Here is a 16795-nt window from a genome sequence, read left to right on the forward strand (position 1 = left end):
ACGTTAGCGTGGTCGGCGGCGCGGCATGAGTTCCGCGTGCACGGCACCCGACGCGAGAGGAATCCATGGCAGTGGACACGAAGAAGATCTCGCTGGTCGGATCGATCTCCCTCGGAACCGGCGTGATGATCGGCGCGGGGATCTTCGCCCTCGTCGGACAGGTGGCGGGCATCGTCGGTCCGTGGTTCCCGCTGGCGTTCCTCATCGGCGCGGTCGTCGCCGGCGTCAGCTCCTACTCCTACATCCGGTACTCGAGCGTCAACCCGTCGTCGGGCGGCATCGCGATGCTGCTCAAGGGCGCGTACGGCCCAGGCGTGATCGCCGGGTCGTTCTCGCTGTTCATGTACGTCTCGATGGTGGTGGCCGAGAGCCTGCTGGCGCGCACCTTCGGCACCTATCTGCTGCGTCCGTTCGGGCTGCAGGACTCCCCCGTCCTCGTGCCCGTGCTCGGGATCGCCGCGATCGTCGCCGCGACGATCGTGAACCTCGTCGGCAATCGTTTCGTCGAGGGTTCGGCGACCACCACCGCGGTGCTGAAGATCCTCGGCATCGCGGTGCTCGCCGTCGCCGGGCTCATCGGCGCCGCCGCGTCCGGCGGCCTCTTCTCGAGCGAAGGCTCGGGCGAGTCATCCGGCCTGTGGGGCCTGCTGGCCGGGTCGACGCTGTGCGTGCTCGCCTACAAGGGGTTCACCACGATCACGAACCAGGGCGATGACATCCGCGACCCGAGCAGGAACCTCGGTCGCTCGATCGTGCTGTCGATCCTCATCTGCACCGTGCTCTACCTGCTCATCACCCTGTCGGTGGATGCGAGCATCGGCGCGGAGGGGGCGGTGGATGCGCGCGACTACGCGCTCGCCCAGGCTGCCGAGCCGCTTTTCGGCGCGTGGGGCGTGGGCATCACGGTCGCGATCGCCGTGGTCGCGACGCTTTCCGGTCTGCTCGCGAGCCTGTACTCCGTGTCGCGCCTGTACGCGATGCTGCAGGACATGCGGCAGGCGCCCGCGCTGCCCGATCGCATCCCGCGGCAGCCGCTTCTCATCACCGCCGGCCTCGCGATCGTGGCGACGGCCTTCCTGGATCTCACGCAGATCGCGTCGATGGGTGCGTTCCTCTACCTGACGATGGACATCGCCGTGCAGTTGGGCGTCATCCGTCATCTCCGCGACGAGATCGACGCGAAGCCGTGGCTGCCGGCGATCACGATCATTCTCGACCTGGCGATCCTGGTCCCGTTCACGATCTTCAAGGTGCAGAGCGATCTGCTCACGGTCGTGATCGCCGCGGCGGTTGCGGCGGTGATCTTCCTCGCCCAGATCATCACGGTGCGTGCCCGCTCCCGCGCCGACGCCGCCTGAGCACCTCGCCGGACGCGCGAGGAAAACACGGGAGCCGGGCGCGCGCAACCCCCTGGCACCGAAGCGGAAGGTGGTCGATCGTGACGGCATGAGCGATGAAGACGACCTCCCACAGCCGAAGGACCACCTCCCGCCGCGCGACGAGCGCGAGCACGACGTTCCCCAGGAGACGTATCCCGACGGCGGCGCCCCCGAGGGCGAGGCCGGTGTCTCGCCCGAGACGGCCGCCGAGCCCGACAAGCCCAACCGTCACGGCGTGGATCAGATCCCGCCGCGGGGCCGCTGAGTCGGCGAGTTCGCCTTCGCTTGTCACTGAACGCCCTCACTGCGCGCTGAAGCGACCGATGGTGACAGGCGAACGCGTGGTGCGCGGTGCGCGAGGTCAGCGTGGCAGACGCGGGACCGAGGCCACGAGCTGCCTGGCGTATGCCGTGCGCGGCGCAGTGAGCAGGTCGACCGTCGTTCCTTGCTCGACGATGCGCCCGTCGCGCAGCACCGCGGTGCGCTCGCAGACGGCGGCGACGGCGCTGAGGTCGTGCGAGACCAGCACGAGGGCGAGCCCGGTCTCGCGGCGCAGGTGTGCGAGCAGGTCGATCACCTGAACACGGGTGGTGAGGTCGAGCGCCGAGACGGGCTCGTCGGCGAGCAGCACGCGCGGGCGCGAGACCAGGGCGCGCGCGATCGCGATGCGCTGGCGCTGACCCCCGGAGAACTCGTGCGGGTATCGCCGCATCGTGTCGGCGTCGAGGCCGACCGAGGCGAGGGCCTCGGCGACGGATGCGCGTGCACGGTCGCCCGACGCGATCCGCAGGGAGCGCAGCGGCTCCCCGACGATGCGGTCGATGCGCTGGCGGGGGTCGAGGGACGAGTACGGGTCCTGGAACACCGGCTGCACCGTGCGACGGAAACGGCGCATGAGCCGTCGGTCGCGGCGATCGAGCGGAGCGTCGTCGAACACGACGCGGCCGGCGTCCGGTGAGTCGAGACCGAGCAGCAGCCGCAGCGCGGTGGACTTGCCGGCACCGGACTCTCCCACGAGGCCGATCGCCTCGCCGGCTCCGACCGAGAGGGAGACGTCGTCGAGCACCGGGGTGGCGCCGTAGCCGAATGCCGCGTTCTCGAGGGCGAGAAGGGTCATGGCGAGTCACCTCCTGACCCGGGGGTCGCATCGAGTGCGGCGTCGAGATAGCGGGCGCTGTCGACGAGCGCACGCGTGTACGGATGCTGCGGGTCGCGCAGCACGTGGCCCACGGCGCCTTTTTCGACCACGCGTCCGTGCTGCAGCACGAGGGCGCGATCGACCATGCGCGAGACGACGGCGAGGTCGTGGCTGATGAACAGCAGGGCCATGTCGCGCTCGGCGACCAGGCGCTCGAGGAGAGCGAGCACGTCGTTCTGCACCGTCACATCCAGCGCCGTGGTCGGCTCGTCCGCGATCAGCAGACGCGGGTCGGCGGCGAGGGCGATCGCGATCGCGACACGCTGGCGCTGCCCGCCGGACAGCTCGTGCGGGTAGGCCCGCACGATCCGCGCTTCGACGAGTGAGACGTCGGCCAACGAGCGGGAGACGGCCTCGCGCAGGTCCGCACCGCGCAGACCGCGGTGACGGCGGAGCGGCTCGGCGATCTGTCGACCCACGCGCATGAGCGGGTCGAGGGCGGACAGCGGCTCCTGGAAGACGATCCCGGCGACGGGGCCGCGCAGGCGGCGCGTTGCGGCATCCGTCGATCCGACGATCTCGTGTCCGTCGAGCCGGGCGGAACCGGTCGCGACGACGGCATCGGGAAGGAGGCCGAGGACGGCCAGGGCGGTCATCGACTTGCCCGAGCCGGACTCGCCGACCAGGCCGACGCGCTCGCCGGCGCCGAGGGCGAAGGTCGCGTCGTCGACGAGGGTCGTGTCGCCGGCGCGGAGCGTGAGATGCGAGACGTCGAGGAGGGTCATTGGCCCCTCCGTCTCGTCGGATCGGCGACATCGCGCAGGCCGTCGGCGAGGAAGTTGACCCCGAGCACGAGCACGATCACCGCGACGCCGGGCGCGATGGCCCCGACCGGGGCGGTGAGCACGGTGCCCTGCGCCTCCTGCAGCATCCGGCCCCACGACGCGTTCGGCGGAGGTGCGCCCAGTCCCAGGTACGACAGGCTCGCCTCGGCGAGCACGGCCACGCCGAACTGCAGCGCGAGGCTCACCGCGAGGGTGGGCGCGATGTTCGGCAGGATGTGGTGCCACACGATCCCGGCGGTTCGCGTGCCGCTCGTGCGTGCGGCCGTCACGAACTGCTCCTGCAGCACCCGACGCGAGAGGATGCGCGTGAGGCGAGCGATCACCGCCGACATCGCGAGGCCGATCGCGAGGATCGCGGAGCCGAGCGACGGACCCTGCACGGCGACGACGAGCATCGCCAGCAGCAGCACCGGGAAGGCGATCACGACGTCGAGCCCGGCCGAGAGGGTGTCATCGAGCCACGGCCGCGCGAAGGCGGCGGCGAGGCCGATCGCGGTGCCGAGGACGGCGGCGATCGCAACGGCGCCGGCCCCGACGGCCAGGGCGATGCGGGCGCCGACCATCAGCTGCGACAGCAGGTCGCGGCCGAGGCGATCGGTGCCGAGCGGATGCGCGGGGCTGGGAGCGCTCAGGCGTCCGCCGCTGATGTCGGTGAGGGGATAGGGCAGCCACACGAGCGACACGAGGGCGACCACGACGACCGTCGCCGTGAGGACGAGGCCGATGACGAGGGTCGCGCGCCGGCGCCGCGGCGGGCGCGCGGCAGCGGCTCGCGGCGCGGTGGAGGCCGGTCCGGAAGCGGTCTGCACGGGCGCGGTCATCGCAGGTTCCCCGAGATGCTCGTACGCAGACGCGGATCGATGAGGCGCTGAGCGATGTCGGCGGCGAAGCCGACCAGCACGACGAACAGCGTGCTGACCACGAGCACGCCTTGGATGTTGGCGAAATCGTGCTGCTCGATACCGGTCAGCAGCATGTTCCCGAGCCCCGGAAGGGTGAACACGCTCTCCACGACGACGGCGCCCAGCAGTGTCGTGGACAGCTCGATGCCGAGCACGGCGATCACGGGCACGGCGCCGTTGCGCACACCATGCCGGAGCAGCGCCTCGCGCATGCTCGCCCCGCCGGCGCGGGCGGTGCGCAGGTAGTCGCTGCCCAGCACGTCGACCGTCGCCGAGCGCACGTAGCGCGACAGCGACGCGCTCATGACGAACGCGATCGTGATCACGGGCAGGGCGAGGGAGCGGAGGGCGTCGGCCGGGTCCTCCCAGTCGTCGCGGGGGAAGCCGCCGGAGGGGAGCATCCCGAGCTGCAGCGCGAAGATCCACACGAGGATGACGCCCACCCAGAACACCGGCACGGCCACGCCGAGCTGCGAGAAGCCCGACAGGGCGATGCCGTACCACCGGTCGGCCTTCATCGCCGCGGTGACGCCGATCACCAGGGAGAGCACGAGGGCGAGGGCGAACGACAGCAGCGTCAGCGGGATGGTCACCCCCAGCCGCGCGGAGATCTCGGGGCCGACCTCGCGCGAGCTGATGAACGACTCCCCGAGGTCGCCCCGCAGCAGCTGCGCCGACCACGTGGCGAACTGCTGCCACACCGGCTGGTCGGAGCCGACCTGCGCGCGTGCCGCCGCGATCTGCCCGGGAGTCGCGTCCACCGACAGCAGCGCGTTCGCGGGGTCGCCGGGCAGCAGGCGCAGCAGCACGAAGATGACGACCATCGCCACCGCGAGCGAGAGCACGAGCAGGGCGGAACGGCGCAGCAGGTAGATGAGCATGAGGGGAGGATGCGCCGGTGCCGGGTGCGAGCGCCCGGCACCGGCGGCGGGTCAGTTCTTGACGATGTCGTAGACGAAGAACTGCGAGTTCAGGCCGTTGACGGGGTAGCCCGACAGGTCGCTGTCGGCGACGACGATCTGCGGGTAGAGGTAGAGCCACACGCTCGCGGCGTCTTCGGCGATCTGCTCGTTGACCTGCGTGAGCAGCTCGGTCTGCTGCTCGACCGTCTCGGCCTGCTCGGCCTCGGCGACCCACTGCTGCACGTCGGCGTTGTCGTAGCCCCAGTAGAAGTCGGGGTTGCCGTACCAGACGACGTCGCGGTCATTGACGTGCTCCTGCAGGGTGGCCTCGAAGTCGCGCTCGGCGAACACCTTGGTGTACCACTCGTCGGCGCTGATCGTGTTGATCTCGACGGTGATGCCCACCTCGGCCAGCTGCGCCTGGAGGAACTCGGCCACGACCGGGTGCGGGTCGTAGCTCGGCGTGTCCAGGGTGAAGGTGAACCCGTCGGCGTAGCCGGCGGCATCCAACAGCTCGCGAGACAGCTCGGGGTCGTACGGGTTGACGTCGGTCAGGTCGACGTACCACGGGTCGGTCGGGGGGACCATCGAGCCGATGAGCGTGCCGTAGTCGCCCCAGATCGAGGTGAGCAGCTGCTCGCGGTCGATCGCGGAGTAGACGGCCTTGCGCACGAGGGCGTCGTCGAAGGGGGCCACGCGGTCGTTGAAGGCGAGCAGCTCCTTGGTGGTCGAGGTGCCCTCGCTGACGGTGAAGTCGGCGTTGTCCTCGAACTGCGCGAGCGAGTCGGGGTTCTGGATGCTCGTGACCAGGTCGATCTCGCCGCTGAGCAGCGCGTTGTTCTCGGCCGTCGCGTCGGTGAAGTAGGTGAAGACGACCTCGGCGTTCGCCGCGGCCTCGCCCCAGTAGTCGTCCCAGCGCAGCAGCGTCAGGGTGGATCCCTGGCGCCACTCGTCGAGCGTGTACGGACCGGTGCCGTCGGTGGTCTCGGCGCTCGCCTCGGGACCGGTGATCCACACGTAGCTGAGGTTGTAGGGGAACGAGATCGATCGCTCGGACAGCTCGAAGACGACCGTCTGGTCGTCGGGAGTGGTGATCTCGCTGATGGGTCCGAAGCTGGACTTGCGCGCCGACTGCGAGTCCTCGGCGATGACCGCCTCGACGCTGGCCTTCACGTCGGCGGAGGTGAGAGGTGCGCCGGAGTGGAACGTGATGCCCTCGTGCAGCGTGACGGTGTAGGTGAGGCCGTCTTCGCTCAGCTCGGCCGACTCGGCCAGCAGCGGCTCGACCTCGCCGTCGTCGGTGAGCTTGTACAGACCCTCGTAGACGTTGCCGTTCAGCGCCTCGGTGACGCCCTGACCGCCGCCCTGGGTGTTGCTGAGGTTCTGCGGCTCGTACAGCGAGCCGATGGAGATCGTGGCGTCGTCCGACGAGGCGTCGCCGGCGGCGTCGCCACCGGTGCTGCATCCGGCGAGCACGAGCGCCGAGACGGCGACGGCGGACAGGGCGAGCAGGGGCTTTCTCATACGGATACTCCAGTGCTGTGCATGCTGTGGTGCGGGGGAAGATGCGGCTCAGGCCGCGGAGATGTCGAAGCCGTCGCGGAACACGACGTTCTTCTCGCCGGCGGGCACCCGGAAGGGGAACCGGTTGGACGCCGGAGGCAGGGGGCAGTTGAACTGCGCCGAGAACCCGCACGGCGGGACGAAGGCGCGGTTGAAGTCGAGCACGACGGTTCCCGCAACGCCGGCCGCGTCGGCATCGCGCGGTACGAAGAGGAATCGTCCGGGCCCGTAGGTCTCCGACCCGTTCGTCGCGTCGGCGAACACGAGCAGCAGCGTGCCGCCGTCGTCGAAGGCCGCGAGGGTGAATTCCTCGCCGCGGATCGTCACATGGATGTCGCCGGGGACGACGAGATCGCGGGTGCCGCCGTTGTCGCGGATGTGCTCGAAGGGCACCGTGCGGGCGGACCCGTCGCCCTCGACCGGGGTGAAGCGGCCTTCGATGACCCAGTCCGGGTCGTAGCCGAAGGCATCGATGTGCTCGAAAGCGCGGATCGCCGCGGAATCGGCATCCCAGCGACGCAGCCCGTATTCCGGTTCACCCGTGTCGATCGACGTGCGCGAGAGCTCGGTGACGGTCACGGTCGGGCCGGCGACGGCCCGCTCGGCGTCGACGTCGGGGCGGGTGGCGCCGCTCCAGCGGGTCTCGACGAGAGCGAGGTTTCCGGTGGCGGCGGTCACGGTGCGGGCGCGCTGGTCGCGCCAGCGGGCATGGTCGGAGGCAGACATGTTCGGGGATGATTCTCTCGCGTGCGGCGGTGAACGGCACATCGGCCGTCACGGGTGGTAATGCGGCGCGAGCGCCGGGTATTCCCATCCGCCGCCGGCCGTCGCGGCGAGCACGCGAGCATCGCGCCGATGCCGGGATAATGGTGGCGACGTCGATCCCTGCGAGGTGTTCATCCGTTTTGACGGTGGAAGAGTCAGCCGCGACCCCTCACCTTGTCGATGCCGGCGCGGTCAGCGACCTGTACATCTATCCGATCCGCGGTCTGTCCGGACAGAGACTCGAGCGGGTGACCGTCGACCCCGATCGGGGATTCCCCTTCGACCGGTGCTGGGCGCTGCCGAAGCGTGAGGCGGCCGAGGCCGCATCAGGCGACCGACCGCTCACCTCCGCCGAGGCCTACGGGCTGACGGTCTTCCCGCGTCTCGCAGGCGTCTCGACGCATCTGGATCCCGAGACCGAGAGACTGCGTGTGCACGTGCAGGAGCACGTCGTGCTCGATGTGTCGTTGCGAGATGACACCGACGTGCGGGAGGCCGAGCGCTTCTTCGCGCGGGTGCTCGACCTCGACGAGGCGGACCGACCCCGCCTGGTGCGCCGCGCGAATCGCACCTTCAACTTCTCCTACACGGCCTCGGTCTCCGAGCATCTGACGTGGGCGTGCCACCTCGTCAACCTCGCGTCGATCCGTGATCTCGAAGAGCGCATCGGGCACGAGGTGGACCCGCGACGCTTCCGGGCCAACCTCTACGTCGATCTCGGCGAGCCGTGGATCGAGCGCGACCTCATCGGGAAGGAGTTCCGCGCGGGCGAGGTCGTGCTGCGCGGAGAGATGATGGCCGCGCGGTGCGCGGCGACCGAGGTGAACCTCGAGACGACCGAGCGTGACCTGCCGATCCCCCGCCTCCTGAAGCAGCACTACGGCCACACCGACCTCGGCATCTACGCGAACATCCTCTCGGGCGGCGACCTGGCGCCGGGACTGCCGGTCGCGGTTCCCGCCGGGATCGGAGCCGGGCGCCCATGACCCGCGGTGAGACCGACATCCCGGTCGTCGTCACCGGCCGCCGCCGTCTGGCCCCGACGATCGACGAGTTCACCCTCGCCGCGGCCCATGGTGGTGCGCTGCCCGCATTCGAGGCCGGGGCGCACATCGACGTCGAGACTCCCGGCGGCCATCGACGCAGCTACTCGCTGTGCGCTCCGACCGCCGCTCGTCCGCGGGCGTACACGATCGCGGTGGATCGCCGTGCCGACGGCGAGGGCGGCTCGGTGAGCATGCATGACCGTGCCGCCACCGGCTCGCCGGTGCGGATCTCCTCGCCGAGCACGGGGTTCGACCTTCATCCGACGACGCGCCGGGCGGTTCTCATCGCCGGCGGAGTGGGAATCACCGCCGTGCGCGGAATGCGACGCGACCTGCAGGAGGCGGGGGTGGCGAGCACTCTCGTCTACCTCGTGAGAGACCGATCCGCGGCGGCCTACCTCGACGAGCTCAATGCGCCCGATGTCGTCGTGCACGCCACCCGCGAGCACGATGGGCGACGATTCGACCTGTGGCCACTCCTGGCCGACCCCACCGACAGCGAGGTCTACTGCTGCGGACCGGCGCCGCTCATGCGCACCGTGCGGGCCATGACGATGCACTGGCGTCCCGCGCGGCTGCACTTCGAGGACTTCGTCGGCGTCTCCGCGGTCGACCCGTTCGCCCAGCCCTTCACCGCCGTGTGGCAGCCGACCGGCGAACGCGTGTCGGTCGGCAGTGACCACTCCCTCCTCGACCGGCTCACCGAGAACGGAATCGCCGTTCCGAGCTCGTGCCGGTCGGGAACGTGCGGGACGTGTCGGGTGCGCCTGATCTCGGGGACCGCGCAGCACCGCGACATCGTGCTGGAGAACCACGAACGCTCCGACCGCCTCATCACCTGCGTCTCGCGCGCCGAGCGCGAGATCTGCATCGGTCCTGCCTGACAGCGCCGCGGGGCGCGTCGGTGCGGCTGACTAGACTGGGACGGGACGGTGGCACCGCCGGTGCGCGTCCTGCCGGCGTCGTGCGGCGTCGGACCGCCATTCGAGGGGGCTCTCCCATGCCAGGCATCGTGATCGTCGGCGTCCAGTGGGGCGACGAGGGCAAAGGCAAGGCCACCGATCTGCTCGGTGACCGCACCGACTGGGTCGTGAAGTTCAACGGCGGCAACAACGCCGGCCACACCGTCGTCATCGGCGATGAGAAGTACGCGCTGCACCTGCTGCCCTCCGGCATCCTCTCCCCGGGCGTGAACGCCGTGATCGGCAACGGCGTCGTCGTCGACCTCGAGGTGCTCTTCGACGAGCTCACCGCCCTGCAGGCCCGGGGCCTGGACACATCGCGTCTGAAGGTCAGCGCGAACGCGCACATCATCACGCACTACCACCGCACCCTCGACAAGGTCACCGAGCGCTTCCTCGGCAAGCGGCAGATCGGCACCACCGGGCGCGGGATCGGCCCGGCCTACGCCGACAAGATCAACCGTGTGGGCATCCGCGTGCAGGACCTGTTCGACGAGAACATCCTGCGTCAGAAGGTCGAGGGCGCGCTCGACCAGAAGAACCACCTGCTCGTGAAGGTCTTCAACCGCCGCGCGATCACGTGCGACGAGGTCGTCGAGGAGCTGCTGTCGTACGCCGAGCGGCTGCGCCCGATGGTCGCCGACACCGGCCTCCTGCTCGACGAGGCCCTGAAGCGCGACGAGGTCGTCGTCTTCGAGGGCGGCCAGGCCACGATGCTCGATGTCGACCACGGCACCTACCCGTTCGTGACCTCGTCGTCGGCGACCGCCGGGGGAGCCGCGACCGGATCGGGCGTCGGACCGGGGCGCCTGGACCGCATCGTCGGCATCGTGAAGGCGTACACGACCCGTGTCGGCTCGGGGCCGTTCCCCACGGAGCTGTTCGACGAGAACGGCGACTTCCTGCGCTCGCGCGGCTTCGAGTTCGGCACGACCACCGGCCGCCCGCGCCGCGTCGGCTGGTACGACGCGCCCATCACCCGCTACGCGACGCGCATCAACGGCATCACCGACCTGGTGCTCACCAAGCTCGACATCCTCACCGGCCTGGACCGCATCCCGGTCTGCGTCGCGTACGACGTCGACGGCACGCGCTTCGACGAAGTGCCCGTGAACCAGACCGACTTCCACCACGCGAAGCCGATCCTGGAGTACTTCCCCGGGTGGAAGGAAGACATCTCCGGCGCCCGCAACTTCGACGACCTGCCGCAGAACGCGCAGGACTACGTGCTCGCGCTCGAGGGGATGAGCGGCACCCGCATCTCGGTGATCGGCGTCGGGCCGGCTCGAGACGCGGTCGTCGTGCGGCACGACCTGGTCTGACGGCTCGCCGCATGCGGTTCTTCACGGGCGGCTACACCGCCGACATGGGCGGTGAGGCCACCGGCATAGGGATGCTGCACGCCGGCTCGGCCGACACGGCCTACGTCGACGGCGCCCTCGGGTTCGGCGGCGACGTGGTGGCGGCCGACTCTCCGTCGTGGCTCGCGGCGCATCCCACCCGCGACGTCATCTATGCGGCGCTGGAGAAGACCGGCGCCGTGCAGGCCTACGCCCGCACCGGTGACTCCACGCTCGTGCCGCTCGGCGCCGCGGTTCCGGCCGGCGCAGCGACGTGTCACGTCGCGGTCGCGCCCGACGGTGGCAGCCTGCTCGCCGCCTGCTGGGGCGACGGCTCGGTGGTGCGGATGACGCTCGACGCGGAGGGCCGCCCGACCGACCCGCGTCGTGCGCCTGCCGCATCCGACCCCTACGACGCCGAACCCGACGTCGACGCCATCCGCACTCAGGTCCTCGGGGCGACGGCCGAAGAGGCGGGTGAGGTGCCCTCGGCGCGTCCCTCCCGCGCGCACCAGTCCCGTTATCTTCCGGACGGCACGGTCGTGACGACCGACCTCGGCCTCGATCTCGTGCGGGTGTGGCGGCCGGTCGACGGGCGACTGCGTGCGCATCAGCAGGTCGCGCTTCCTCGCGGCTCCGGCCCTCGGCACACGGCCTGGCATCCGAGCGGGCACCTGTACGTCGTCACCGAGTTCTCGCGCGAGGTCTTCGTGCTCGCCCCGGATGCGACCGGAGCGTGGCGCGTCCTCGGCGGCGTGCCGCTCGGCGGCCTCGCCGGCGACACGGGAGCGGAGATCGCGCTGGGGCGCGACGCCGCCTTCGTCTATGCGGGCCTGCGTGGCAGCGACACGATGGCCGTGCTCCGCGTGCGGGGTGGGGGCGATGCGCTCGAGCCGGTGGCGCTTGTCGAGACCGGCGTGGTGTGGCCACGCAACCACGTCGTGGTGCGGGACACGCTGCTGGTGGAGGGGGAGCGCTCGCACGAGGTGGTCTCGTTCACCCTCGATCCGCGTACCGGAGTGCCCGGGCGCATCCGGCACCGCACGACGGTGCCCTCGCCGACGCACCTGCTGCCGGTGCGCTGATCCGCGGCCCGCGTTTCGTCTCGTCGCTCCGCTCCTCGCTCAACGACCGGAAGGGCTTCGGTTGGCGGGTGTTGTCGTTTCGGACCGTGCATGCGACATCCCGTGACAGGTGAACGTCGGTTGCGCGGGTTTGGTTGACGCTGGCTGCCGATATGTGGCGGGGATGCGACATCCGGTGACAGGTGAATGGGTCAAGACGAAGGCAGGCGGGGCTTCGGTTGCCGAGGGTTGTCGGTATGGGGCGGGGATGCGACATCGCGTGACAGGTGAATGGGTCAAGGCGAAAGCCGCGGGAGCGGCGGCGTCTGGGTTCGCTGGCGCTGGATGTCCTCGGGGACGGGCGACAGCTCGGCGCGGGCCGGCACCCCTCCTAAGGCAGCACGATCTCGAAGTCGGGATCGCCGGGGTCGAGGACCGAGAACAGCGACTCCAGCACTCCTGCATCGCCGTCGATCTGCAGCCCCGGCGACGACGTGTCACCGGCGGCGAGGGCGATCATGCGGGCCTTCGTCAGCGACAGGTGCAGCGCGGCATCCGATCCCGGCTCCCTCTCGAGGTAGATCAGCACGCCGTTGCGCAGCGTCACCCGGAAGCTGCGGCCGAGGTCGGTGAAGGTCAGGTCGGTGACGAGGTCGAGATCCCACGCCTTCGGCCCGTCGACAGTGATGGCGAACGCGTCGAGCAGCTGCTCCGGCGTCAGCTGCGCCACGATCGTCGGCGCACTCGTCGATTGGGGTGTTCCGAAGCTCCCCGACTGCAGCTCGGTCGCTCCGGAGAGGAAGAAGTTGCGCCACGTGCCGTTCTCGGAGCCATAGCCGAGCTGCGTCAGCGTCTGCGCGTACAGCTCCCTGGCTGCGGCGTGGTCGGCGTCGGTGAAGATCGCGTGATCGAGCAGCGTCGCCGCCCACCGGTAGTCGCCGCCGTCGAAGGCGGTGCGTGCGAGGGTCACGACACGATCGATGCCGCCCATCGCGTCGACGTATCGCTTCGCCTGCTCGGCGGGAGGATGCGGCCACAGTCGAGCGGGGTTGCCGTCGAACCATCCCATGTACCGCTGGTAGACCGCCTTGACGTTGTGGCTGACCGAGCCGTAGTAGCCGCGCGCGTTCCAGGCGTTCTCGAGGGCCGGCGGAAGCTGGATGATCTCGGCGATCTCGGTGCCGGTCAGGCCCGTGTTCAGCATCCGCAGCGTCTGATCGTGCAGGTAGGCGTAGAGGTCGCGCTGGGTCGACAGGAACGACACGATCTCATCGTGTCCCCGCGTTGGCCAGTGGTGCGACGCGAAGACCACATCGGCGCGGTCGGCGAACACGTCGATCGCCTCGGTCAGATAGCGGGACCACACGTGCGGATCGCGCACGAGCGCACCGCGCAGCGTGAGCAGGTTGTGCAGGTTGTGGGTGGCGTTCTCCGCCATGCAGAGGGCGCGGTAGCCGGGGAAGAAGAAGTGCATCTCAGCGGGGGCCTCGGTTCCGGGCGCCATCTGGAACTCGATCGGCACGCCGTCGATGACGTGACTCTCGCCGGTCCGTGTGATGGTGAGGGTCGGCGGGATGAGGCCGACGGTGCCGTTGCGCGACGTGGTCTGCCCCAGACCCGCGCCCACCTGGCCCTCGGGTCCGCGGGCCAGGGCGGCGCCGTACATGTAACCGGCGCGACGCCCCATGGCGGTGCCGGCGTAGACGTTCTCTTCCACCGCGTGCTCGACGAATCCGTCCGGCGCGATGACGGCCACGGCTCCGGCATCCACCTCCTCCTCGGTGGTCACGCCGAACACCCCGCCGAAGTGATCGATGTGACTGTGGGTGTAGATGACCGCCCGCACCTCACGATGCCCGCGGTGCTGCCGATACAGCGCCAGCGCGGCGGCCGCGGTCTCCGCCGAGATCAGCGGGTCGATCACGATCACGCCGGAGTCGCTCTCGACGAAGGTGACGTTCGACAGGTCGAATCCGCGCACCTGGTAGATGCCGTCGACGACCTCATAGAGACCGTGCTTGGCGACCAGTGTCGACTGGCGCCAGAGGCTCGGGTTCACCGAGGTCGGGGCTTCACCGCCGAGGAAGTCGTAGCTCTGGCCGTCCCAGACGACATCGCCCGCCTCGTTGCGGATGATCATCGGATCGATCGTGCCGAGGAAGCCTCGGTCGGCGAGCTCGTGGTCGCGGGAGTCGTGGAACGGAAGCGTGTTCGTCAGCCGCGCGTGCTCGGCAGCGATGGTGGGCGAGGGCTCTGTGGAGGTCATGATGCTCCTTTCGCCTCGATCATGGCCCGATCGAGCGAGCGGCGAAAGGCCCTCCGCGACCTACACCTTGGCGTCCTGCCGGGGGATCAGCACCTGCTTGATGATCAGCAGGATCGAGGCCGTCACCGGGATCGCGACCAGGGCACCCAGCAGGCCAAGCAGCGTGCCGCCCACGAGGGCGCCGATGACCACGAGCGACCCGGGGATCGAGATCGTGCGGTTCATCACGCGCGGGGTAAGTACGTAGGCCTCGATCTGCATGTAGACGAGGTAGGCGGCGGCGAAGATCAGCGCCAGAAGCGGGTCGGCGAACAGCGCGACGGTCGATCCGATGATCCAGAACAGCACCGGACCCACGAGCGGGATGATCGTGATGCAGAACGAGGTGACCGCGAGCAGGGCGGGGAAGGGCAGCCCGAGGATCAGGTACATGATGAACGTGAACGTCGCGTTGAAGAACGCCAGGATCACCATTCCCATGAGATAGCCGCCGACGGAGTCGGTGATCTGCTCGGTGAGGTCGGCGATCCCGGCGCGATTGCGTGCCGGAGCCAGGCGGTAGAAGGCCTGCTTCATCGTCGGCAGCGACGCGAGGAAGTACAGGCTCAGCACGATCACGATGATCGCGCCGGAGATGCCCGTGGCGAGGGAGATGCCGGCCTGCAGCACGCCGCCGCCGATGGCGGCGATGTTGCTCGGATTGGTCACGAAGCTCTCGACCTCGCCGAGGATGTCGCCGAGCGAGTCGCCGAAGTTGTCCTCCGCCCAGAGGAAGACGTCGCTCTGCATGAAGTTGTTGATCAGGGTGGGGATGTCGGTGATGAACTGGGCGATCTGCTCGACGACCGTGGGCAGGATCAGCAGGAGCACGCCGGCGAGCACGATGGCGAACCCGAAGTAGACGATGACGATGCTCCACACCCGCGACACGTTCTTGCGCTCGAGCGCGCGCACCACCGGGTCGAGGCCGAGCGCGACGAAGAGGGCGAACGCGATGTACACGATGACGGTCACGATGTTGGTCACCGCGATGCCCAGCGCGAGCGCGACGAGGCCGCCGAGCACGGCGTAGAAGCCGACGGCGAACGGATTGCGCAGTCCGAACCAGCGCGCCGGTTCGCTCTCCTTCGGGGGCGCCGCGGGTGGCGTCGCGGCGTCGTCGGGCGAGTCGGTAACCTCGGTCATGCTCACACTCTATTGCTGAGCCCGCCGCGCCGAGGAGGACGACATGACCGAGACGCCCGAGCAGACCCTGCTGCGGCTGCGCGCCACGATCGACAACATCGATGCGGCGCTCATCTTCGTGCTCGCCGAGCGCTTCCGTGCGACCAAGCAGGTGGGTGAGTTGAAGGCCGATCACGGGATGCCCGCATCCGACCCCTCGCGCGAAGAGCAGCAGGTCGCGCGCCTCCGACGCCTCGCCGAAGAGGCCGACCTCGACCCGGCCTTCGCCGAGAAGTGGTTCAACTTCGTCGTCGCCGAGGTCATCCGTCACCACACGGCCGCCGCCGACGCCCGCTGACCACGATGGCCGCCGAACTCCCCATCGGGACCCTGCTCGAATCGAGCGACGGCGCCCACGCGCACGTGCTCGCCCGCAAGCTCAACCGCCACACGTTCTGGTGCGGCCAGAGCGGGTCGGGCAAGACCTACGCGCTCGGCGTGCTGCTCGAGCAGGTGATGCTCGAGACCGAGCTTCCCCTGGTCATCCTCGACCCCAATTCGGACTTCGTGCGTCTCGGGGAGATGCGGGCGGGCGCGGATCGTGCATCCGCCGACGAGCTGCGCTCGCGCGACGTGCGCGTGCTCGGCAGGAACGGCGACCACGACCTTCGGGTGCAGTTCACGAACCTGCCGCTGAAGTCCAAGGCCGCGGTCGCCCAGATCGATCCGATCCTCGACGCCGACGAGTACAACCACCTGCTGCGCCTCGAAGACGAGGTGCACTCGATCGACGACCGCGACCTCGTCGCCCACCTCCGGGCCAAGGGGTCGGCGGTGCACGACAAGCTCGCCAATCGCCTCGAGAACCTGGGGATCAGCGAGTGGGATCTGTGGGCGTGGGGCGGACGCAACGTCGGCGACCACCTCGACGAGCGTGCGGATGCGACCGTTCTCGACCTCGGCGGGTTCCCCACACCGGCGGAGTCGCGGGCTGCCGCGCTCGCCGTGCTCGACCATCTGTGGGAGCACCGCGAGGAGCGCGTCGGACGGCTCATCGTGATCGACGAGGCGCACAACCTCTGCCGCCCCGACCCGTCGACCCCCGTCGAGCGGCTGCTCACGGAACGGATCGTGCAGATCGCCGCCGAGGGCCGCAAGTACGGACTGTGGCTGCTGCTGTCGACGCAGCGCCCGTCGAAGGTGCACATCAACGCCCTGTCGCAGTGCGACAACCTCGCCCTCATGCGGATGAGCTCGCCGAAGGACCTCGCCGAGCTCGCCGACGTCTTCGGCTACGCGCCGGCGTCGATGCTGGAGCGCTCGTCGGCGTTCACGCAGGGGCAGGCCCTGTTCGCGGGCGGGTTCGTCGATTCGCCCGTGCTGGTGCAGATGGGCGCGCGACTGACCGAGGAAGGCGGCTCCGACGTCGCCGTCCCCCTGCGCTGACCGGAACCGGCGC

Annotated in this window: 16 protein-coding genes; 8 read left to right on the forward strand and 8 right to left on the reverse strand. The window is 69.7% G+C overall.

Features of this window, described 5'->3' with window-relative positions; genetic code table 11:
• Nucleotides 1–65: 65 nt before the first annotated feature.
• Both B3S45_RS03395 and B3S45_RS03400 read left to right on the forward strand, forming a co-directional pair.
• Complete coding sequence (locus B3S45_RS03395; RefSeq protein WP_286717389.1) at nt 66–1358, forward strand: APC family permease; 1293 nt, start codon at nt 66–68, stop codon at nt 1356–1358.
• A gap of 88 nt (nt 1359–1446) precedes the next feature.
• The gene (locus B3S45_RS03400; protein WP_071044347.1) at nt 1447–1644 is read left to right on the forward strand and encodes a hypothetical protein; all 198 of its coding nucleotides are present in this window, start codon (nt 1447–1449) and stop codon (nt 1642–1644) included.
• 96 nt (nt 1645–1740) lie between these two features.
• Here the strand turns inward: B3S45_RS03400 and B3S45_RS03405 are convergent, their stop codons facing one another.
• From B3S45_RS03405 to B3S45_RS03430, 6 genes are read right to left on the reverse strand one after another with little or no spacing between them, the layout of a single operon-like run.
• Nucleotides 1741–2496 carry an ABC transporter ATP-binding protein gene (locus tag B3S45_RS03405; RefSeq protein ID WP_286717392.1) on the reverse strand — a complete coding sequence of 252 codons (756 nt, stop codon included), beginning with the start codon at nt 2494–2496 and terminating at the stop codon, nt 1741–1743.
• A complete protein-coding gene (locus B3S45_RS03410) occupies nt 2493–3302 on the reverse strand; it encodes an ATP-binding cassette domain-containing protein (protein WP_286717394.1) in 810 nt (269 codons plus the stop codon). The genes B3S45_RS03405 and B3S45_RS03410 overlap by 4 nt, the downstream gene beginning before the upstream one ends.
• Nucleotides 3299–4183: an ABC transporter permease gene (locus tag B3S45_RS03415; RefSeq protein WP_286717396.1), complete on the reverse strand. Its 885-nt coding sequence runs from the start codon at nt 4181–4183 to the stop codon at nt 3299–3301. Before B3S45_RS03415 ends, B3S45_RS03410 begins: the two co-directional genes overlap by 4 nt.
• The gene (locus B3S45_RS03420; protein ID WP_286717398.1) at nt 4180–5145 is read right to left on the reverse strand and encodes an ABC transporter permease; all 966 of its coding nucleotides are present in this window, start codon (nt 5143–5145) and stop codon (nt 4180–4182) included. Before B3S45_RS03420 ends, B3S45_RS03415 begins: the two co-directional genes overlap by 4 nt.
• A 51-nt stretch (nt 5146–5196) precedes the next feature.
• The gene (locus B3S45_RS03425; protein ID WP_286717400.1) at nt 5197–6690 is read right to left on the reverse strand and encodes an ABC transporter substrate-binding protein; all 1494 of its coding nucleotides are present in this window, start codon (nt 6688–6690) and stop codon (nt 5197–5199) included.
• 48 nt (nt 6691–6738) lie between these two features.
• Complete coding sequence (locus B3S45_RS03430; RefSeq protein ID WP_286717402.1) at nt 6739–7455, reverse strand: DUF1684 domain-containing protein; 717 nt, start codon at nt 7453–7455, stop codon at nt 6739–6741.
• A gap of 185 nt (nt 7456–7640) precedes the next feature.
• Here B3S45_RS03430 and B3S45_RS03435 point away from each other — a divergent pair, with 185 nt between their 5' ends.
• From B3S45_RS03435 to B3S45_RS03450, 4 genes are all read left to right on the forward strand, one after another.
• Nucleotides 7641–8480: an MOSC domain-containing protein gene (locus B3S45_RS03435; protein ID WP_286717404.1), complete on the forward strand. Its 840-nt coding sequence runs from the start codon at nt 7641–7643 to the stop codon at nt 8478–8480.
• Nucleotides 8477–9424 (forward strand): PDR/VanB family oxidoreductase, encoded by a 948-nt coding sequence (locus B3S45_RS03440; RefSeq protein ID WP_071044255.1) that lies wholly within the window; start codon nt 8477–8479, stop codon nt 9422–9424. The genes B3S45_RS03435 and B3S45_RS03440 overlap by 4 nt, the downstream gene beginning before the upstream one ends.
• Before the next feature lie 116 nt (nt 9425–9540).
• Nucleotides 9541–10824: an adenylosuccinate synthase gene (locus B3S45_RS03445; RefSeq protein WP_286717406.1), complete on the forward strand. Its 1284-nt coding sequence runs from the start codon at nt 9541–9543 to the stop codon at nt 10822–10824.
• A gap of 11 nt (nt 10825–10835) precedes the next feature.
• Nucleotides 10836–11927, forward strand: coding sequence for a lactonase family protein (locus tag B3S45_RS03450; RefSeq protein ID WP_286717408.1), 1092 nt, complete (start codon nt 10836–10838; stop codon nt 11925–11927).
• Between the two features lie 370 nt (nt 11928–12297).
• Here the strand turns inward: B3S45_RS03450 and B3S45_RS03455 are convergent, their stop codons facing one another.
• Together B3S45_RS03455 and B3S45_RS03460 are read right to left on the reverse strand one after the other, a co-directional pair.
• Entirely contained in the window at nt 12298–14172 is a 1875-nt protein-coding gene (locus B3S45_RS03455; protein WP_286717410.1) for an alkyl/aryl-sulfatase, read from the reverse strand.
• A gap of 60 nt (nt 14173–14232) precedes the next feature.
• Entirely contained in the window at nt 14233–15357 is a 1125-nt protein-coding gene (locus tag B3S45_RS03460; RefSeq protein ID WP_075807101.1) for an AI-2E family transporter, read from the reverse strand.
• 43 nt (nt 15358–15400) lie between these two features.
• On the opposite strand from B3S45_RS03460, the gene B3S45_RS03465 reads away from it, so the two are divergent.
• Complete coding sequence (locus tag B3S45_RS03465) at nt 15401–15694, forward strand: chorismate mutase (protein WP_071044258.1); 294 nt, start codon at nt 15401–15403, stop codon at nt 15692–15694.
• Nucleotides 15695–15699: 5 nt separating this feature from the next.
• The gene (locus B3S45_RS03470; protein ID WP_286717413.1) at nt 15700–16782 is read left to right on the forward strand and encodes an ATP-binding protein; all 1083 of its coding nucleotides are present in this window, start codon (nt 15700–15702) and stop codon (nt 16780–16782) included.
• The last annotated feature ends 13 nt before the right edge of the window (nt 16783–16795 follow it).

Source organism: Microbacterium sp. UBA1612 (assembly GCF_002321605.1).
Taxonomy (GTDB): Bacteria; Actinomycetota; Actinomycetes; order Actinomycetales; family Microbacteriaceae; genus Microbacterium; species Microbacterium luteum.

What these genes read in the sequence shown, in the direction of transcription:
- B3S45_RS03410 (WP_286717394.1), bottom strand. Translation starts at nt 3,302, where the DNA reads ATGACCCTCCTCGACGTCTCGCATCTCACGCTCCGCGCCGGCGACACG.
- B3S45_RS03450 (WP_286717408.1), top strand. Translation starts at nt 10,836, where the DNA reads ATGCGGTTCTTCACGGGCGGCTACACCGCCGACATGGGCGGTGAGGCC.
- B3S45_RS03460 (WP_075807101.1), bottom strand. Translation starts at nt 15,357, where the DNA reads ATGACCGAGGTTACCGACTCGCCCGACGACGCCGCGACGCCACCCGCG.
- B3S45_RS03430 (WP_286717402.1), bottom strand. Translation starts at nt 7,455, where the DNA reads ATGTCTGCCTCCGACCATGCCCGCTGGCGCGACCAGCGCGCCCGCACC.
- B3S45_RS03405 (WP_286717392.1), bottom strand. Translation starts at nt 2,496, where the DNA reads ATGACCCTTCTCGCCCTCGAGAACGCGGCATTCGGCTACGGCGCCACC.
- B3S45_RS03415 (WP_286717396.1), bottom strand. Translation starts at nt 4,183, where the DNA reads ATGACCGCGCCCGTGCAGACCGCTTCCGGACCGGCCTCCACCGCGCCG.
- B3S45_RS03395 (WP_286717389.1), top strand. Translation starts at nt 66, where the DNA reads ATGGCAGTGGACACGAAGAAGATCTCGCTGGTCGGATCGATCTCCCTC.
- B3S45_RS03470 (WP_286717413.1), top strand. Translation starts at nt 15,700, where the DNA reads ATGGCCGCCGAACTCCCCATCGGGACCCTGCTCGAATCGAGCGACGGC.
- B3S45_RS03445 (WP_286717406.1), top strand. Translation starts at nt 9,541, where the DNA reads ATGCCAGGCATCGTGATCGTCGGCGTCCAGTGGGGCGACGAGGGCAAA.
- B3S45_RS03465 (WP_071044258.1), top strand. Translation starts at nt 15,401, where the DNA reads ATGACCGAGACGCCCGAGCAGACCCTGCTGCGGCTGCGCGCCACGATC.
- B3S45_RS03425 (WP_286717400.1), bottom strand. Translation starts at nt 6,690, where the DNA reads ATGAGAAAGCCCCTGCTCGCCCTGTCCGCCGTCGCCGTCTCGGCGCTC.
- B3S45_RS03455 (WP_286717410.1), bottom strand. Translation starts at nt 14,172, where the DNA reads ATGACCTCCACAGAGCCCTCGCCCACCATCGCTGCCGAGCACGCGCGG.
- B3S45_RS03400 (WP_071044347.1), top strand. Translation starts at nt 1,447, where the DNA reads ATGAGCGATGAAGACGACCTCCCACAGCCGAAGGACCACCTCCCGCCG.
- B3S45_RS03440 (WP_071044255.1), top strand. Translation starts at nt 8,477, where the DNA reads ATGACCCGCGGTGAGACCGACATCCCGGTCGTCGTCACCGGCCGCCGC.
- B3S45_RS03420 (WP_286717398.1), bottom strand. Translation starts at nt 5,145, where the DNA reads ATGCTCATCTACCTGCTGCGCCGTTCCGCCCTGCTCGTGCTCTCGCTC.